The sequence below is a fragment of the Simplicispira suum genome, from assembly GCF_003008595.1.
Classification (GTDB): Bacteria; Pseudomonadota; Gammaproteobacteria; order Burkholderiales; family Burkholderiaceae_C; genus Simplicispira; species Simplicispira suum.
Map to the genome: position 1 here is coordinate 399448 of NZ_CP027669.1, position 17107 is coordinate 416554.

Below are 17107 nucleotides of genomic sequence, written 5' to 3' on the forward strand. Positions count from 1 at the left end.
AAGGACCAGCGGCACCGACTTGGACGCTTGCCCGCAAGTCACGTGCGCCCTTGGTTTGTTGCCGCTCGCCGTGCCCAGATGTCATCTTGCTTGAAGGAGGTCAAGTTGCCATCCGCTTTGCTGCTTCTCGCAATCACCGGCCTGGGTGTGATCGCGGGACTGGTGGTATGGGTTTGCCTGTTGTGGCGACGCCTCGCTGCACTGAAGAGCCAAACAAACCAATTGGCGGAAGCGCTCGATCATGTGCATGCCTTTGTGTACATGAAAGACAGCGAGCGCAGGTACATCTATGCCAACCGGCTGACCTTGGAGCGCTTGGGGCTTACTACAAAGCAGCTGTATGGCACGCGCGCCACCGACCATTTTCAAGCAGCGACCGCCGCGTGCATCGACGAAGTAGACAAGCGGGTGCTCACGTATGGCGAAAGCAGCTCGGATCAAGTGGTGTACGGCGACGACCCTGCGACGGCCCTGGTGTATCTGGAAGTCAAGGAACCCTTTCACGACCCACGAGGGCGCGTCGTCGGATTGCTCGGTATTTCCACTGACATGACGGAGATTCGCCGCCTCGAACGGGAACTGGAATTGCGCTCCACCACGGATTATTTGACCGGCCTCGCCAATCGCCGCTTCTTCGACGAACGACTCACCCTGGCACTGAAGCACCAGCGCCGCGCCCAGGGCCCCACGGCCTTGCTCTTGCTCGATATCGATCACTTCAAGAAGTACAACGACACCTACGGCCATTCTGCGGGCGACGCCGTATTGCAAGCGGTCGCTGCAGCGCTGCTGGGTGCCGTTGCGCGAACGACGGACTTCGTGGCACGCGTTGGCGGGGAGGAATTCGCCATGCTTCTGGATGGAACGGGCCTTCAGGGTGCGCAGCAGATCGCAGAGGCAGCGCGTGCAGGCGTGCAGCGTTGCGGTCTGCTCCATGAGAAAAACTCAGCCCAGGTGGTCACCATCAGCATTGGCATCGCAATGGCCACCCCCGATGAAGACCCCACCCACTTGTACCAAAAAGCAGACCGTGCCCTGTACGCAGCCAAGGAGTCCGGACGCAACCGGGTTTGCACTGCGTGATCCATGCGCAGCAGGCCCAACACTGGACGGACCAGGCGTTGCAGACCAGCGATCACTCGCGATCCGGCAGTGCCAACAGCGCCGTCCAGGGTACATCCGCCAGCGGCGCATCGTGCGCAACCACGATGACGCGGCCTGCTTGCTGGGCCGCATCGGCAATGGCGGCGCTCAGGTAGCGCCGCGAGGCAAGGTCCAGCCCGGCCAATGGCTCGTCGATCAGCGTCAGCGGCGCGCCGCTGGCCAGTGCGGCGGCAAACCAGGCCTTGCGGCGGGAGCCGGTGGAGAGCATGAAAAACCCCTTGTTCTGGTGCGCCTCCAAGGTGAAGCCCGCCACATGCCGCTCCAGCGCGGATGGGTCCCAAGCGGGGCAGCGCGCGGCAACCGTCCGCCACCAGTCGCGCACGACCATCTGCTCGGTTCCCGCCGCATCGCGTTCGGGCCAGAACACCTGCGCAGGCTGGACCGGCGCGCCGTGCAGCAGGACCTGCCCGCGCGTGGGCGCTGCAGTGCCGGCGAGCAAACGCAGCAGCGTGGTTTTGCCGCTGCCCGGCCCGCCCTGCACCAGCGCGGCGCCAGCGGGAACGCGCCAATCCAGCGCGGCAAACATCGGGCTGTGGGGCCAGCGCAATTCGATTTGTTCGAGTACCAGAAGGGGTTCGGAAGCAGGCATGGAAAGAATAGTGGCGTAGGGACGCAGACAATGTGCCCATGGTTTTGGAATACCTCGATTTTGACCACAGCGACGACGCCGACGGTGCGGGCAGCTGGGACGCGCTGGCCAGTGTGCGGCCCGTTCGCCTGCCCGCTGCACTGCGCGAAGTGCAGTCCGTGCTCGCCTGGGCGCACGCGGCCTTTGGCGCGCCCGATGCGGGTGGCGTCGAACTGGGCGAATGGAGCTACGCGCTGCACTGCAGCCAGGAGGGCGTGGGCGATCGGGCGCTGGCCTACGACGCCGGGCGCAAGGCGCTCGACCACACCCCGCTCGCGTCTGACAGTGGGCGCTGCACGCTGAGTTTGACCGTGAGCGGATCGGCGGGCTTCTCGCAGGCATTGGCCCAGGCGTTTGGCCTGGATTGACAACGATCAGCCTGCAAAGGCCTGAATGCAATCGAGCGCGGCCCGCACATCGGCCGGCCCCACATCCAGGTGCGTCACCCAGCGCAGCCGGGTCTGGCCACCGTACAGGCTGCTGGTCACGCGCACGCCGCCGCGCGCCAGCGCATCCATGAACGCCGGAGCAATGTCCGGCGCGACGTCCGTGAACAGAATGTTGGTCTGCGCTGCATGCACCTCCAGGCGCCCTTGGAGTGCCGGCTGCGTGCGCTGTGCAGCGTGCAGCCCGTCCGCAAGCTGGCGCAGCAAGGCATGGTCGTCCGCCATGCGCCGCACATGGTGCTCCAGCGCGTAATGTCCGGCGGCGGCCAGCACGCCGGCCTGGCGCATGGCACCACCCAGGATTTTTCTCGTGCGCCGGGCCTGGCGAATGAAATCGTGGCGGCCCAACAGCAAGGAGCCGACGGGTGCGCCCAGGCCCTTGCTCAGACACAAGGAGACGGAGTCGAAATGCTTGCAGATGGCGCGCGCCTCGTCGTAAACGTCGCTTCCATTGGCCTGCGCATTCGCCGTGGCGGCATTGAACAAGCGCGCCCCGTCCAGGTGCATGGCAAGACCGCGCCCACGGGCCAGCCCGGCCACCTCGGCGATGTAGGGCGTGGGTAGCACCTGGCCACCCGTGGTGTTCTCCAGCACCACCAGGCGGGTGCGGGCAAAGTGCGGGTCGTCGGGTTTGATGGCGGCGGCAATATCGGCCAGCTTGAGCGTGCCGTCGGGCTGCGTTTCCACCGGCTGGGGCTGAATCGAGCCCAGCACCGCCATGCCCCCGGCTTCCCAGCGGTAGGTGTGCCAGCTCTGGCCGACAATCGCCTCGTCGCCGCGCTGGCAATGGCCCATCAGGGCGATCAGATTGGTCTGCGTGCCGGTGGGGGCAAACAGCGCGGCCTCAAAGCCCAGCAACTGCGCGGCATGGTCTTGCAGGGCATTGACCGAGGGATCGTCGCCAAAAACGTCGTCGCCCAAGGGGGCAGCCAGCATGGTCTGGCGCATGGCGGCTGTGGGTTGGGTGACGGTGTCGCTGCGAAAGTCCGGCATGGGCGGCTCCAGGAATCGATAGGTCTTGGATGGTAGCCGCGCAGGGGTGCGCAGCCCATTCAAGGCGCGGGAGCCCAGCCGCCGCCCAGGTTTTTCAACAGGCTGTTGACTGCCACCAGCTGCTGGCGCTGCAACTCGATCTGGCTGCGTTGGCCTGCCAACAGGCTGGCCTGGGCAGAGAGCACGTTGAGGTAGCCGACAAGCCCGGCGCGGTACTGGTTCTCGGCCACGGTCAGCGCGCGCTGGGCGGCGGCCACGGCCAGCGCCTGGGCCTGGGCCTGTTGCTGCAGCGCGGCAGCGCTGGAGAGTGCATCCTCCACCTCCTGCAGCGCCGCCAGCACCGCAGCGCGGTAGGCGGCCCCTGCCAGCTCCACATTGGCCAGCGCGCTTTCACGAGCGGCATTGCGCGCACCACCGTCGAACAGGGCGAGCGCGAGCTGCGGACCCAGGGCCCAGACCAGGTTGGGCGCCGAAATCAGCGACGCCAGGCTGCTTGCGCGAAACCCTGCGCTGGCCGAGAGCGTGAGCGCCGGAAAAAATGCACTTTGCGCCACGCCCAGTTGCGCGTTGGCGGCTGCGGCGCGGCGTTCGGAAGCGGCAATGTCAGGGCGACGCAGCAGCAGTTGCGCGGGCAGGGCCAGCGGGACCTGCGGCGCCTGGGGCAATTGCGCGCTGGGCTGCAGCGCGAAGGAGGACGGCGCCTGGCCTAGCAACGCAGCCAGGGCGTGCTCCCACTGCGCCCGGTTGGCCGCAGCCTCGAAGCTTTGGGCGCGGGTGCTCTGGTACTGCGCTTCGGCCTGGTCGGCGTCGGATGGCGGCGCCACCCCGGCGCGCACCCGGTTGCGCGTGAGCGTGCGGCTCTGGTCGTAGGTGGCCAGCACGGCAGCCAGCAGCTGCTGCTGCACCTCGGCCGCGCGCAGCGCGAAATAGCTTTGCGCCACCTGGGCCTGCAGCGACAGCCGGGCCGCAGCCAGGTCGGCCGCGCTGGCCTCGCTGCTCGCCTGCGCAGCATTCACGGTGCCGGACACGCGGCCCCACAGATCCACTTCCCAACTGGCGCTGAGACCCAGCGACTGGTTGCTGGCTGCATGGCCCCCGGCGTGGCCTGGGCGCGGCTGCTGGCAGCGTTCAGCCCCAGCTGCGGCAGCAGCGGTGCGCGCGCACCGGCCAGCGCCGCCTGCGCTGCCCGCAGGCGCGCCGCACTTTGCGCCAGGCCGGGGTTGCCCTCCAGCGCCTGCAGCTGCAGGTGGTTGAGTTCGGGGTCGGCGTAGTGCGTCCACCAATCGGCCTGCACGCCTTCGCCGCCTTGGGCCAGGCGCCAGAACGCAGCGTCTGCGCCCTCCTTCCACTGCGCAGGCAAGGGTGCCGCCGGCGGCACATACGGCGGCGGCGTGGTGCAGCCGGCGAGCAGGGCCGCACCGGCGAGCAGAAGCCGCGCACCCATGCGGACAACACAGTTCAGGGCAAAAACCATCAGGCAGTCTCCAGTCGGGGGGCCGCAGCCGGTCTGCGCCAGCCCCGGCGCAGCCGCGCACGGGCGCGTTCCAGCAGCACATAGACCACGGGCGTGGTGTAGAGCGTGAGCACCTGGCTGACCAGCAGGCCGCCCACCACCGCAATCCCCAGCGGTTGGCGCAGCTCGGCCCCGTCGCCCGTGCCCAGCGCCAGTGGCAGTGCACCAAAAATCGCCGCCATCGTGGTCATCAAAATGGGGCGCAAACGCAGCTGCGCCGCACGGAAGATGGACTGCGCCGCGCTCGCGTGGCCGCCGCGCCTGCGCGCCAGGGCAAAGTCGATCATCAAGATGGCGTTTTTCTTGACGATGCCGATCAACAGGAACACGCCGATCAGCGCGATGAGCGAAAACTCGGTGCCAAACGCCATCAGCGCCAGCAGCGCGCCCACGCCAGCGGACGGCAGGGTGGAGAGAATGGTCAGCGGATGCAGCAGGCTCTCGTACAGCATACCCAGCACCAGATAGATGGTGAGCAGCGCCGCCAGGATCAGCAGCGGCTGGCTGGCCAGTGCTTTCTGAAAAGCGCCCGCGTTGCCGCCAAAGCTGCCTCGCACCGACACCGGCACGCCCAGGCGCGCGACGGCATCTTCGATGGCATCGGTCGCATCCGACAGCGCCACGCCCTGCGCCAGGCCAAAGCTGATGGTGCTGGACGGTGTGCCGCTCTCATGGTTCACCGCCAAGGGAGTCACCGTGCTGCGTACCTTGGCGAAGGCGGACAACGGCACCTGCTGACCGGTCTTGGAAATGAAGAAGAATCCGTCCAGCGTGCTCGGGTCTTGCAGAAAGCGCGGCGCGGCCTCCATCACCACGCGGTACTGGTTGAGCGGGTTGTAGATCACGCCCACCTGCCGCTGGCCAAAGGCGTCGTTCAGCGTGGCGTCCACCTGCGCAACGGTGAGCCCCAGGCGCGCGAGGGCGTCGCGGTCAAGGTCGAGCGTGGTCTGTTCGCCGTGGTCCTGCACGTCGCTGTTGACGTCTTCGAGCTGCGGCAGTGCGGCCAGGGCCTCGCGGATGCGCGGCTCCCAAGTGCGCAGGTCGGCCACATCGTCGGCCTGCAGCGTGTAGTCGAACGAACCGCTGCTCTGGCGCCCGCCAATGCGGATGTCGCGCTGCGGCACCATGAAGAGGCGCGCGCCGGGTTCGTCCTTGAGCTGAGCGCGCAAGCGCGCAATGACCGCGTCGGACGGCTCCTTGCGCTCGGCCTTCAGCGTCATGAACATGGCGCCGGCGTTGCGCTGGCCCCCGCCGGTGAAGCCAGTCACGTTTTCCACTGCCGGATCGGCCTGCACGATGGCCAGGAAACGCTGGATGCGCCGTTCCATCGCCTGGTAGGAGCTGGCCTCGTCGGCGCGAATGAAGCCCATGATGCGGCCCGTGTCCTGCTCAGGCAGGAAGCCTTTTTCAATCGCGGTGTACAAGTAGACGTTCAGGCCAATGACACCCACCAGTGCGGCCAACACCAGCGGCTGGTGCCGCAGACACCAGGCCAGGCTGCGCCGGTAGGCGCGCATGCCGCGTGCGCCAGCGCGGTCCAGCACCCGGCCCACGCGGCTGGGCGCACGCGCCGGGCGGGGCTTGAGCAGCAGCGCGCACAGCGTGGGCGTGGTGGTGAGCGACACCACCAGCGAGATCAGGATGGCGGCCGACATGACGACGGCAAACTCCCTGAAAAACCGCCCCACCACACCGCCCATGAACAGGATGGGTACGAACACGGCGACGAGTGAAATGCTCATCGACAGCACCGTGAAGGCGATTTCGCGCGAGCCGTCCAACGCCGCCTGCAGCGCGGTTTTGCCGCGCTCCATGTGGCGGGCGATGTTCTCCAGCACCGCAATCGCGTCGTCCACCACAAAGCCCGTGGCGATGGTCAACGCCATCAAGGAAAGGTTGTCCAGCGTGTAGCCCGCCAGATACATCACCCCAAACGCGCCCATCAGCGACGCCGGAACCGCCACGCTGGGCACCAGCGCGGCGCGGGCGCTGCGCAGGAACAAAAACACCACCATCACCACCAGCGCCACGGCCAGCACCAGGGCGCGCTTGACCTCGCGCACCGAGGCGCGCAGCGTCGGCGTTCGGTCAGAAACCACCTGCACGTCGATGGCCGCCGGAATTGAGGCCTTGAGCTGCGGCAGCAGCGCGCGCACCCGGTCGGCAGCCTCCAGAATGTTGGCGCCGGGCTGCTTGTAGATCTGCAGCAAGATCGCCGGCTTGCCGTTGGCCACGCCAAAGTTGCGCACGTCCTGCACGCCGTCGATCACGTCCGCCACATCGCGCAGCAGCACCGCGTGGCCGTCGGCGCTGGTCCGAAGCACCAGCGGCGCATAGTCGGCCGCCACGCGCGCCTGGTCGTTGGCGGCAATCTGCCAGTAGTGGTCTTCACGCTCTACCGCGCCCAGCGGCCGGTGCGCGTTGGTGGCGGTGATGGCGCTGCGCACCTGCTCGAGCGAAATGCCGTTGGCCGCCAGCCGCGTGGGGTCGAGCTGCACGCGCACGGCCGGCAGCGCGCCGCCGCTCACCGTCGCCTGGCCCACGCCTTCGACCTGCGAGAGCTTTTGCGCCAGCACGGTGGACGCCGCGTCGTACATCTGCCCGCGGGTGAGCGCGTCCGACGTGAGCGCCAGGATGAGGATGGGCGAATCCGCCGGGTTCACCTTGCGGTAGCTCGGGTTGTTCGGCATGCCGCTGGGCAGCAGCGTGCGCGCGGCGTTGATGGCCGCCTGCACGTCGCGCGCGGCGCCATCGACCGTGCGGCTCAAATCAAACTGCAGCGTGACGCGCGTGTTGCCCTGCGTGGAGCGCGAGGTGATCTCGGTGACCCCGGCAATGGCGCCCAGCGCGCGCTCCAGCGGCGTGGCCACCGTCGCTGCCATGGTGTCCGGGCTGGCGCCGGGGAGGCTGGCGGAGACGGAGATGGTCGGGTAGTCGACCTGCGGGAGTGGCGCGACAGGGAGCAGGAAGTAGGCGACTGCGCCGGAGAGGACCAGCGCCAGCGTGAGCAGCAGCGTGGCAACCGGGCGGTGGATGAAGGGGGTGGAGAGGCTCATGGATGACCTCTGCTGGCGGATTTAAGGTGTTTTTGTGCTCTAGCGCTTACCTGTATTGGGTTGGTAGCTATATTTTTTGAAAGATTTAATTTGTTGAGGGCGGGTGCCGGAGTGTGCGCCCGGCGGCGCAGTAACTTTCTCTTGGTCGCCAAGAGAAAGTCACCAAAGAGAAGGCGACCCTGCTGTCCGCGACCCCGCGCTGCGCGCGGGGCAACCTGCGATGCTCGTTCACGGGGCGCGCTGCGGAACTCGCTGCGCGCTGGCGCGCTCCGCTCAAACAGCCGCAGCGAGTTAGTCAACGAAGGCGTGTGTCCTTCGGCACACGCCCGCCCCGCGCCCTGCGCTTCTCGGCACGGCCAGAAGGGAACGCGCAGCCGGACATCCGTTCGGGCCATAGCTGCGCTCGGCCTCGCGTCGCGGGCGCAAGCGCCACGCGCTGCGCAAGCTGAGCCGAGCGCAGCTATGGCCCGTGTGGATGTTGGGGCTGTTTGGCCGCCCCAGCCCTTCTGGAGGCGCCTGCGGCGGAGCACTTGCGGGGTGGCATGCGCGCTGGTGCGCGCATGCTGCGTGGACTGGCTCGCCGTGGCTGTCTGAGCGGAGCGCCGCAGGCGCGCAGCGAGTTCCACGGCGCACCCCGCAAGTGCTCCGCCGCAGGTTGCCCGCAGCGAAGCGGAGGGACGCAGCCAGCAGGGTCGCCTTTCTTTTGGTTTCTTTTGGTGCTGGAGGAAGCTGCGCAGCAGCGTGCGAGAGCACCGTGCGCAAAGCGCACCTTTGTCGGCGCAAAGACAACCCGCCACGCGGGTTGATTTAAAAGAAACTCGCCCGCCGGGGCGAGACCCGGCACCCGCCCTCAACCCAAGCAAACAATTGGCATCCAACCCCAATTGTCCGAATCGAAGCCGAAATAATTGGAATCTGACCCCAATTCTTTGGCTACGCATGGCGCGCCTTCCACCGCTGCGACCAGTCCTCAAACGTCAGGTAAATCACCGGCGTGGTGAACAAGGTCAGCAACTGGCTGAGGATGAGCCCGCCCACCACCGTGACACCCAGCGGGAAGCGCAATTCGCTGCCCACGCCACCGCCCAGCATCAGCGGCAGCGCGCCAAACAGCGCCGCCAGCGTCGTCATGAGGATCGGGCGAAAGCGCAGCAGGCAGGCTTGCACGATGGCAGCGCGGGGCGGCAGGCCGCGCTCGCGCTGGGCGTCCAGCGCGAAGTCGATCATCATGATGGCGTTCTTCTTGACGATGCCGATGAGCAGCACGATGCCGATCACCGCCACGATGTCGAGCTCGGCCCCCGAAATCTTGAGTGCCAGCAACGCGCCGACCGCTGCCGAAGGCAAGGTCGAGAGGATCGTCACCGGGTGCACCATGCTCTCGTAGAGCACGCCCAGCACGATGTACATGGTGACCACCGCCGCCAGAATCAGCAGCAGCGTGTTCGACAGCGACGCCTGGAACGCCAGCGCCGCGCCCTGAAAGCTGGCATCCACCGCCGGCGCCACCGAGCCGCTGCTGCGCGCATCTTCCAGTGCGGCCTGCACTGCCTTGACCGCATCACCCAGCGCCACGCCAGGGGCGGCATTGAACGACAACGTCGCCGCAGGCAGCTGGCCGACGTGGTTCACGGCCAGCGGCATGCGCCGCTCCTCGATGCGCGCCAGGGCGGAGAGCGGCACGGGCGCAGCATTGGCGGCTCCCGCCACCGGCACGTAGATTCCCGCCAGCGCCTCGGGCCCCAGCGCAAAGCGCGGGGCCACCTCCAGCACCACGCGGTACTGGTTGGACTGGGTGAAGATGGTGGAGATCAGGCGCTGGCCAAAAGCGTTGTAAAGCGCGGTATCGATGGCCGCCACGGTGACGCCGCGCCGGCTGGCCTCGGCCCGGTCGATGGTCACATAGGCCTGCAGGCCCTGGTCCTGCAGATCGCTGGCGACGTCAGAGAGTTCGGGCAACTGCGCGAGCCGCGTCGCCATGGCCTGCGAAGCACTCTGGAGGGCGCCGGCATCGGGCGCCGAGAGCAGCAGCTGGTACTGCGTGCGGGCCACGCGGTCTTCAATCGTCAGATCCTGCACCGGCTGCACGAACAGGCGAATGCCCGGCAGATCGTGCACCGAAGCCGCCAGCCGCTGCTGCACCACGGCCGCACCCTCGCGCATGCCGTGCGGCTGCAGCGAGATCAGCAGGCGGCCGGTGTTGAGCGTGGTGTTCTGCCCATCCACGCCAATGAAGGACGAAATGCTGTGCACGGCCCGGTCTTGCAACAAGCGCTCGGCCACCGCCTGCTGGCGCGCTGCCATGGCAGCAAACGAGATCGATTGGTCGGCCTCGGTGGTGGCCTGCAGGAGGCCGGTGTCCTGCGTCGGGAAAAAACCCTTGGGGACCCAGAAATACAGAAGCACGGTCAGCGCCAGCGTGGCCAGGAAGACGATCCAGGTCAGCAGGCTGTGGTCCAGGACCCGCTCCAGCATCCGGCCATAGGCGGCAATGGTGCGGTCAAAAAATCGCCCCGTGGCGTGGAACAGTCGGCCGTGCTTTTCGGGCTCGGGCGGGCGCAGAAGCCGTGCGGAGAGCATGGGCGTGAGCGTCAGCGACACTCCGGCCGAGATGACGATGGACACCGCCATGGTGATGGCGAATTCATGGAACAAGCGCCCCACCACGTCGCCCATGAACAGGAGCGGGATCAGCACCGCGATCAGCGACACCGTGAGCGAGATGATGGTGAAGCCGATCTGGCGCGAGCCCTCGAGGGCGGCTTGAAGCGGGGTAAGCGGCACGGCCTCGGGATGCTCCAGATGCCGTGCAATGTTCTCAATCATCACAATCGCATCGTCGACCACAAAGCCGGTGGAAATCGTCAGCGCCATCAAGGTCAGGTTGTTGATGGAAAAACCCGCCAGGTACATCACGCCCAGGGTGCCGATCAGCGAGAGGGGCACCGCCACGGCGGGAATCAAGGTGGCCGTGCCGCTGCGCAGAAACACGAAGATGACAGCCACCACCAGCGCGATGGCGAGGAGCAGTTCGTACTGCATGTCGCGCACCGACGCGCGGATGGTGACGGTGCGGTCGGAGAGGACCTGCACATCCAGCGAGGCCGGCAGCGTGCTGCGCAGTTGCGGCAGCAGTGCCTGAATGCGGTCGACGGTGTCGATGACGTTGGCCCCTGGCTGGCGCTGGATGTTGAGGATGACAGCGGCGCGGCTGCCGGTCTCCGGCGTGCCAGCCCATGCGGCCAGGCGCGTGTTCTCGGCGTCGTCCACCGTTTCGGCGATGTCGGACAGGCGAATCGGCGCGCCGCCGCGAAACGCCAGCACCAGGTTGCGGTATTCGGCGGCCGACTGCAGCTGGTCATTGGCGTCGATGCTGGATGCCCGGTCCGGCCCGTCAAAGCCCCCTTTGGCCTGGCGCACGTTGGCTGCGGCGATGGCAGTGCGCACGTTTTCCAGGCCCAGGCCCAGGCCCGCGAGCGCCGCCGGATTCACCTGGATGCGCACCGCCGGCCGGCGCCCGCCTGCCACCGCCACCAGGCCCACTCCCGCCACCTGCGAGATGCGCGGCGCCAGGCGGTTCTCGACCAGATCGTTGACGCGAATCACCGGCAGCGAGGGCGAGGTGATGGCCAGCGTCAGGATGGGCGCATCCGCCGGATTGACCTTGCTGTAGAACGGCGGCATCGGCAAGTCGTTTGGCAGCAGGTTGCTGCCGGCGTTGATCGCCGCCTGCACCTCCTGCTCGGCCACGTCCATGGCCACGTCCAGCGAAAAGCGCAATGTGATCACCGAGGCGCCACCCGAACTGGTGGACGACATCTGCGTCAGGCCTTGCATCTGGCCAAACTGGCGTTCCAGCGGCGCAGTGACGGTGGCGGTCATCACGTCGGGGCTGGCGCCGGGGTAAAGCGTGGTGACCTGGATGGTCGGGTAATCCACCTCGGGCAAGGCCGACACCGGCAGCAGGCGCAGCGCCAGCAAGCCCGACAGCAGCAGCGCCAGCATCAGCAGCGAGGTGGCCACGGGCCGCAGGATGAAAGGGCGCGAGATATTCATGCGCAGGGAGCCCGCCTTGAAAGACCGACCTGGGCGATCACGGCCGGACGGCTGAAGCGGGCGTCGAGGCAGGTGCCGGGCCCGCTTCCGCTGGCCTGCTTGCCGCCGCCTTGGCGCGGCGCGCGGCAATGAAAGCACGGCGCTCTTCGGGCGACATCTTGGCCAGTTTCTCGCGCAGCTCAGGCGGCAAGGTGGACGGATCGAAGCGCCGCGCCTGGGCCACAGGTGCACTGGAGGGCGCACCTTGCGGCGCGGGCGGCGCGATGACGATGACCTTGGCGCCGTCGCGCAAACGGTCCAGCCCGTCGGTGACCACCTGTGCTCCCACTGGCAGTTCGCCTTCCACGCTGACGCGCTCGCCGTCCTTCACGCCCGTTCGCACCGTGGTGTAGGCGACGCTGCCATCGGGCTGCACCACATAGACATGGCCGTTTTGCACGGCGGTGGAAGGAACGGTCAGCACACCGGCCAGGGTGTCGAGCTGCAGCACCACGTTGACGAACTGGTTGGGGAACAATGCCCCGTCTTCGTTGGCAAATGCGGCCTTGATGCGGATGCTGCCGGTGGCGGTGTCGATGGTGTTGTCGAGCGCGCTGACCCGGCCCGTGGCCAGGCGACGGCGCATCTCGCGGTCCCACAGCTCCACCGGCAGGGGCACACCGGCGGCCATGCGTGGCGTGATTTGCGGCAGCAGACTTTCGGGCACAGAAAACACGGCGTCGATGGGCCGCGTTTGCGTAATGCTGACGATGCCGCTGGCGTCGCCCGGCGTTATTACGTTGCCCCGGTCGGCTTGGCGCAGCCCCAGGCGCCCGGCGATGGGCGCGGTGATGCGCGTGTAGGACAGTTGCAGGCGCGCGGCATCGCGCGCCGCCCGCCCGGCCGCCACCGTGCCTTCGAGCTGGCGCACCTGCGCCGCCTGCGTGTCCACCTGTTGCCCGGCAATGGAATTTTGCTGCTGCAGCTCGCGGTAGCGAGCCAGGTCAATGCGCGCGTTGGCCAGCAGCGCCTCGTCGCGCGCCAGCGTGCCTTGCACCTGGCCCAGAGCAGCCTCGTAGCTGCGCGGGTCGATTTGCGCCAACAGCGCGCCCGCCTTGACTTCGTCGCCTTCCTTGAAATGAAGCGCCGTGAGCTCACCCGAAACGCGGGCGCGCACCACAGCGGTGGCGCGAGCGCTCATACTGCCAATGGCGCTCACGCGCACGCGCAGGTCTTCACGCCGCACCTCCCCCACCGATACCGGCTGCGTCGCCGCCCCCGCAAAACGACCGCCGCGCCCGCCCCGGCCGGACTGGCTCGCCTGCGAGCCCGTGGTCGCCCCGTCACTGCTGCGCTGCTTGTTCCACCACCAGCCGCCGGCAAGCGCCGCCGCCAGTACGCAAAGGCCAAGCAGGAGCAGACCGCGCGCGCGACCATGAGCGAAACGGGGGAAAAACGAGAATGGACGAGGAGGCGACATGGCAGGCGGGCCAAAAAGCGGGCAGTGGCCTGCGATGGTAGCCAGCGCCCGGCTTCTGTGCCGACCGCCCTGGCTGCCTTTACCGGTCTTTTACGCGCGGTTTACCGAGGTCAGCGCCTCGCACCCAAGGTATCTGCTCACCACACGGAGTTCAAATGCTCATAAATCGATAGCTTCCAGCGCTTGATGGATAAGCGCTGGAAGCTGATTTGAATAGAAAAATCTCTGCCTTGGGCTCAAGCCCAAAGCACCTTCTTGCGCGACGCTTCCCATTCGTTGAATTTCGCAGCGTACAGATCTTCAATGCGATTGCGCTTGACCTTGAAGGTGGGAGTGATGATGTCGTTCTCCACCGTCCAGGGTGTGGTGCTGACCACAATGCATTGCAGTTGCTCGTGTGGATCCAGGGTGGCGTTGACCTTGGCCAGGTGCTGCGTGAGCGATTGCTCCAGCGCCTTGCGGCCTTCGGCCGACTTGGCACCCGCAGCGGCCTCCGGATTGAGCATGACAATGCCCAGCGGCTGGCCCAGGTTGGCGCCAGTGACCACGCAGGCCTCCACCGCTTCGTGCCCGCCCAGCTTGTCTTCGATGGGCGCGGGTGCCACGTATTTGCCCTTGCCGGTCTTGAACAAATCCTTCACGCGACCGGTAATGTGCAGGCACTTGTCGGCGTCGATGCGGCCCTTGTCACCGGTGCGCAGCCACCCGTCCTTTGTGAAGGCATCGCGGGTCTGCTCGGGAGCCTTGTAGTAACCCTGCATCAACGCCGGGCTCTTCATCTGGATTTCGCCCGTTTCGGGATCAATGCGGTCTTGCACGCCATCGTAGGCCGGGCCTACGCTGCCTTGCTGGTTCTTGCCCGGCACGGTGATGTGGGAGACGGCGAGGTTTTCCGTCATGCCGTAGCCCTCATTGATGTGAATGCCGAGTTTGCCGTACCACTGCAGCAGCGCCAGCGGCATGGGCGCGGCGCCGCCAGCGCAGATGCGTGCCTGGTCCAGGCCCAGCGTCTTCTGAATCTTGCGCCGCACCAGACCGCCGATGAAGGGCAGGCCCAGCAGGCGCTGCAGCTTGGGCTCGGGCATCTTGTGCTGAATGGCCTGCTGGAACTTGACCCACAGGCGTGGCACCGAAAAGAAGATGGTGGGACGAGCGCGCTGCAGGTCGGCGGTAAAGGTCTCGAGCGAATCGGCAAAAAACACGTGCATGCCGGTGCGCAGCCAGCCGTGCTCTACCAGCACCCGCTCCACCACGTGCGCCAGCGGCAAATAGGACAGCATGCGGTCGTCCTGCCCCATGGGCAGGCGACGGATGCCGGCATCCAGCGCCCAGGCAAAGTTGTTGAAGCTGTGCATGACACCCTTGGGCATGCCGGTGGTGCCCGAGGTGTAGATCAAGGTGGCCAGATCGTCGCCGTCCCGCACCGGCTGGCCGGTGACGGGCTTGGCGGCCTTGCACAGCGTGTCCCAGAGCGGATAGGCCTTGCGCGCCGATGCGGGCGAGAGCGGGTAGCTGATGCAGGGCAAATCTGCCGGCACGCCCGGCGCCATGGCCTCCCAGCCGTCGAGCTTGCCGATAAAGCAGGCGCGCGCCTCGCTGTGCTTGAGGATGTGCCCGATGGTGTCGGGAGCCAGCGTCGGGTAGAGCGGGACGGAGACGCCGCCCGCTATCCAGATGGCCAGATCGCTCATCAACCACCAGGCGCAGTTTTTCGACAGGATGGCCACCTTGTCGCCCGGCTGAATGCCCATCGATTGAAGGTGCCCCGCCATGCGCCGCACTTCGTCGGCCAATTCGCTCCAGGTGAAGTCGCGCACCGTGCCGTCGCCCATGGGCTGGGTCAGGGCAATACGGGTCGGAGCCTCTTTTTCCCAGGCATAGAGGCGCTGCAGCGCAAGCAGATCAGGGGCAATTTTTGTCGGCATGAGGTCTCCCACGGTGGTTATCGCACCAGTGTAGGAGCCCCTGCAGGGGCTCAAGGTGGGTAAAGACCCTTGGGTAGAGTGGTCTGCCTAGCCCAATTGATGCCCATCAAAAGAAGCTCTGAGCGCCGTGGCGCCTGGGCCATGGCTTAGGGCCTGTTAACAGGCCCTAAGCCATGCCCTCACGCACCTGCTTTGCCTGCGCCACCTCCATGTCGCGCGGCAGGGCAACGCCGTTCTTCACCGCCAGCACTTCGGCCATCACGCTGACCGCGATTTCGGGCGGGGTCTTGCTGCCAATATAGATGCCAATGGGGCCGCGCAGGCGTGCCAGGCTCTCATCGGTCTGGTCGAAATGCTCTTTCAGACGCGCGCGCCGCGCCGCGTTGTTGCGCCGCGAGCCAATGCCGCCGACGTAAAAGGCCTCCGTCTCCAAGGCTTGCAACAGCGCCAGATCGTCCAGCTTGGGGTCGTGCGTGAGGGCGACCACACAGGTGCGCCGGTCGGGCCGCATCGCGCTGACCACGTCGTCCGGCATGTCGCTGACGACGCGGGCGCCGGCCACGCTCCAACTGCTGCGGTATTCCTCGCGCGGGTCACATACGGTGACGGCGAAGCCGGAAAACAGCGCCATCGTCGCGAGGTATTCCGACATCTGCCCGGCGCCGATGATGAGCATGCGGTATTCGGGGCCAAAGGTGTTGACCACCTGCCCGGCGTCGGCCAGCAAGGTGGCGGGCGTGGCGGCGGGGCGCTGCACGACAGCACCGTCCGGCAAGCGCACGCTGCGCTGCATCAGCTTGCCGGCCTCCAGTGCGGCCAGCAATTCGGCCAGTGTCTCTGCATCGGGATCGAATTCGATCAGCAGCTCCAGCGTCCCGCCACAGGGCAAGCCAAAGCGGTGCGCTTCGTCGGCCGTGACACCGTATTTGGCGAAGACGGGCGGGCCGCCGACGCTCGCAGCGTCGTCGCCCTCACCCACCCAGGCGCGCGTGAAGCGGGCGATCAAATCATCTTCAATGCAGCCACCCGAGACCGAGCCCATCACGGCACCGTTCTCGCACAGCGCCATGATCGAGCCCTCCGGCCGGGGGGACGAGCCCCAGGTGCGCACCACGGTGGCGAGCAAGGCGCGCTGGCCTGATCGGCGCCACTCGGCCAGGGCGCGCAGTACGGTGACGTCCAGGTTGTCCATGCCCTTGCCTCAGCTCAGGTACATCGCCACGGCCACCAGCACTGCAGCCAACGCACCCCAGACCCAGACTGGAATGCCGCCTGAGGGCGTCGCCCCGGCGCGCTCAGTGGCATCCACACCAGGCCGTGAATCGAGCAGCACGGTTGCGGCGCCTTCCCGCGCCTCGGCGTCCATCGGCTCCGTATCCGCCGGCGGCTCGGCCCGTGGGTGGCGGCGGCGCAATTGCTCGTCGAAGCGGCGAAAAAAGTCTTCGGCCATGCCTTTGGCGGCGCCGTCGATCAGGCGCTGGCCCAGCTGGGCGATCTTGCCGCCCACGGTGGCGTGCACCGTGTAGTGCAGCTCGCAGCAGGGCTGGCCAAGCGAATCGTCCGGCAGCGCCTCGAGCCGCACCTGCGCCTGGCCCTTGCCAAAACCCGCCACGCCGCCCTGGCCGTCAAAGGCGAGCTGGTAGCTTGTTGGCGGGACAATGTCGCTGAGCGCGAGCTTGCCACTGAATTTCGCCGACACCGGGCCAATTTTGAGTGCCATGCCCACGGCGTACTGGCCCTCGCCAGTGGCTTCGAGCTTGTCGCAGCCGGGTATGCACAACTTCAGCATTTCTGGGTCGTTCAGCGCATCCCAGGCCTGTTGCTGACTGGCAGGAAGCGCGCGGCTGGCTTGCATTTCCATAGGAAG

The 17107-nt window shown here is 67.0% G+C and carries 11 protein-coding genes; 2 read left to right on the forward strand and 9 right to left on the reverse strand.

Going from position 1 to position 17107, the window contains the following annotated elements:
• Positions 1-105: 105 nt before the first annotated feature.
• Positions 106-1083 carry a GGDEF domain-containing protein gene (locus C6571_RS01930; RefSeq protein WP_170094654.1) on the forward strand — a complete coding sequence of 326 codons (978 nt, stop codon included), beginning with the start codon at positions 106-108 and terminating at the stop codon, positions 1081-1083.
• A gap of 52 nt (positions 1084-1135) precedes the next feature.
• Here the strand turns inward: C6571_RS01930 and C6571_RS01935 are convergent, their stop codons facing one another.
• Positions 1136-1753, reverse strand: a complete 618-nt coding sequence (locus tag C6571_RS01935) for an ABC transporter ATP-binding protein (RefSeq protein WP_106445201.1) — start codon at positions 1751-1753, stop codon at positions 1136-1138.
• Between the two features lie 38 nt (positions 1754-1791).
• Here C6571_RS01935 and C6571_RS01940 point away from each other — a divergent pair, with 38 nt between their 5' ends.
• Positions 1792-2160, forward strand: a complete 369-nt coding sequence (locus C6571_RS01940; RefSeq protein WP_106445202.1) for a hypothetical protein — start codon at positions 1792-1794, stop codon at positions 2158-2160.
• Between the two features lie 6 nt (positions 2161-2166).
• Here the strand turns inward: C6571_RS01940 and ltaE are convergent, their stop codons facing one another.
• The 8 genes from ltaE to C6571_RS01980 form a co-directional block, all read right to left on the reverse strand.
• Positions 2167-3231: a low-specificity L-threonine aldolase gene (ltaE, locus tag C6571_RS01945; RefSeq protein WP_106445203.1), complete on the reverse strand. Its 1065-nt coding sequence runs from the start codon at positions 3229-3231 to the stop codon at positions 2167-2169.
• Positions 3232-3290: 59 nt separating this feature from the next.
• Positions 3291-4787 (reverse strand): efflux transporter outer membrane subunit, encoded by a 1497-nt coding sequence (locus C6571_RS01950; RefSeq protein WP_245901358.1) that lies wholly within the window; start codon positions 4785-4787, stop codon positions 3291-3293.
• Positions 4705-7800: an efflux RND transporter permease subunit gene (locus tag C6571_RS01955; RefSeq protein WP_106445204.1), complete on the reverse strand. Its 3096-nt coding sequence runs from the start codon at positions 7798-7800 to the stop codon at positions 4705-4707. The genes C6571_RS01950 and C6571_RS01955 overlap by 83 nt, the downstream gene beginning before the upstream one ends.
• Before the next feature lie 933 nt (positions 7801-8733).
• On the reverse strand, positions 8734-11856 hold the full coding sequence (locus C6571_RS01960; protein WP_106445205.1) for an efflux RND transporter permease subunit: 3123 nt from the start codon (positions 11854-11856) through the stop codon (positions 8734-8736).
• A 37-nt stretch (positions 11857-11893) separates the two neighbouring features.
• Complete coding sequence (locus tag C6571_RS01965; protein WP_106445206.1) at positions 11894-13315, reverse strand: MdtA/MuxA family multidrug efflux RND transporter periplasmic adaptor subunit; 1422 nt, start codon at positions 13313-13315, stop codon at positions 11894-11896.
• A gap of 236 nt (positions 13316-13551) precedes the next feature.
• Positions 13552-15240, reverse strand: a complete 1689-nt coding sequence (locus C6571_RS01970; protein ID WP_106445207.1) for an AMP-binding protein — start codon at positions 15238-15240, stop codon at positions 13552-13554.
• Between the two features lie 166 nt (positions 15241-15406).
• Positions 15407-16432 (reverse strand): XdhC family protein, encoded by a 1026-nt coding sequence (locus C6571_RS01975; protein WP_106445208.1) that lies wholly within the window; start codon positions 16430-16432, stop codon positions 15407-15409.
• Between the two features lie 9 nt (positions 16433-16441).
• Entirely contained in the window at positions 16442-17101 is a 660-nt protein-coding gene (locus C6571_RS01980) for an SRPBCC family protein (RefSeq protein WP_106445209.1), read from the reverse strand.
• Between the last annotated feature and the right edge of the window lie 6 nt (positions 17102-17107).

Coding starts and splice junctions, on each gene's coding strand:
- C6571_RS01935 (WP_106445201.1), bottom strand. CDS start 1,753: ATGCCTGCTTCCGAACCCCTTCTGGTACTCGAACAAATCGAATTGCGC.
- C6571_RS01940 (WP_106445202.1), top strand. CDS start 1,792: ATGGTTTTGGAATACCTCGATTTTGACCACAGCGACGACGCCGACGGT.
- ltaE (WP_106445203.1), bottom strand. CDS start 3,231: ATGCCGGACTTTCGCAGCGACACCGTCACCCAACCCACAGCCGCCATG.
- C6571_RS01950 (WP_245901358.1), bottom strand. CDS start 4,787: ATGTGCTGCTGGAACGCGCCCGTGCGCGGCTGCGCCGGGGCTGGCGCA.
- C6571_RS01955 (WP_106445204.1), bottom strand. CDS start 7,800: ATGAGCCTCTCCACCCCCTTCATCCACCGCCCGGTTGCCACGCTGCTG.
- C6571_RS01960 (WP_106445205.1), bottom strand. CDS start 11,856: ATGAATATCTCGCGCCCTTTCATCCTGCGGCCCGTGGCCACCTCGCTG.
- C6571_RS01965 (WP_106445206.1), bottom strand. CDS start 13,315: ATGTCGCCTCCTCGTCCATTCTCGTTTTTCCCCCGTTTCGCTCATGGT.
- C6571_RS01970 (WP_106445207.1), bottom strand. CDS start 15,240: ATGCCGACAAAAATTGCCCCTGATCTGCTTGCGCTGCAGCGCCTCTAT.
- C6571_RS01975 (WP_106445208.1), bottom strand. CDS start 16,432: ATGGACAACCTGGACGTCACCGTACTGCGCGCCCTGGCCGAGTGGCGC.
- C6571_RS01980 (WP_106445209.1), bottom strand. CDS start 17,101: ATGGAAATGCAAGCCAGCCGCGCGCTTCCTGCCAGTCAGCAACAGGCC.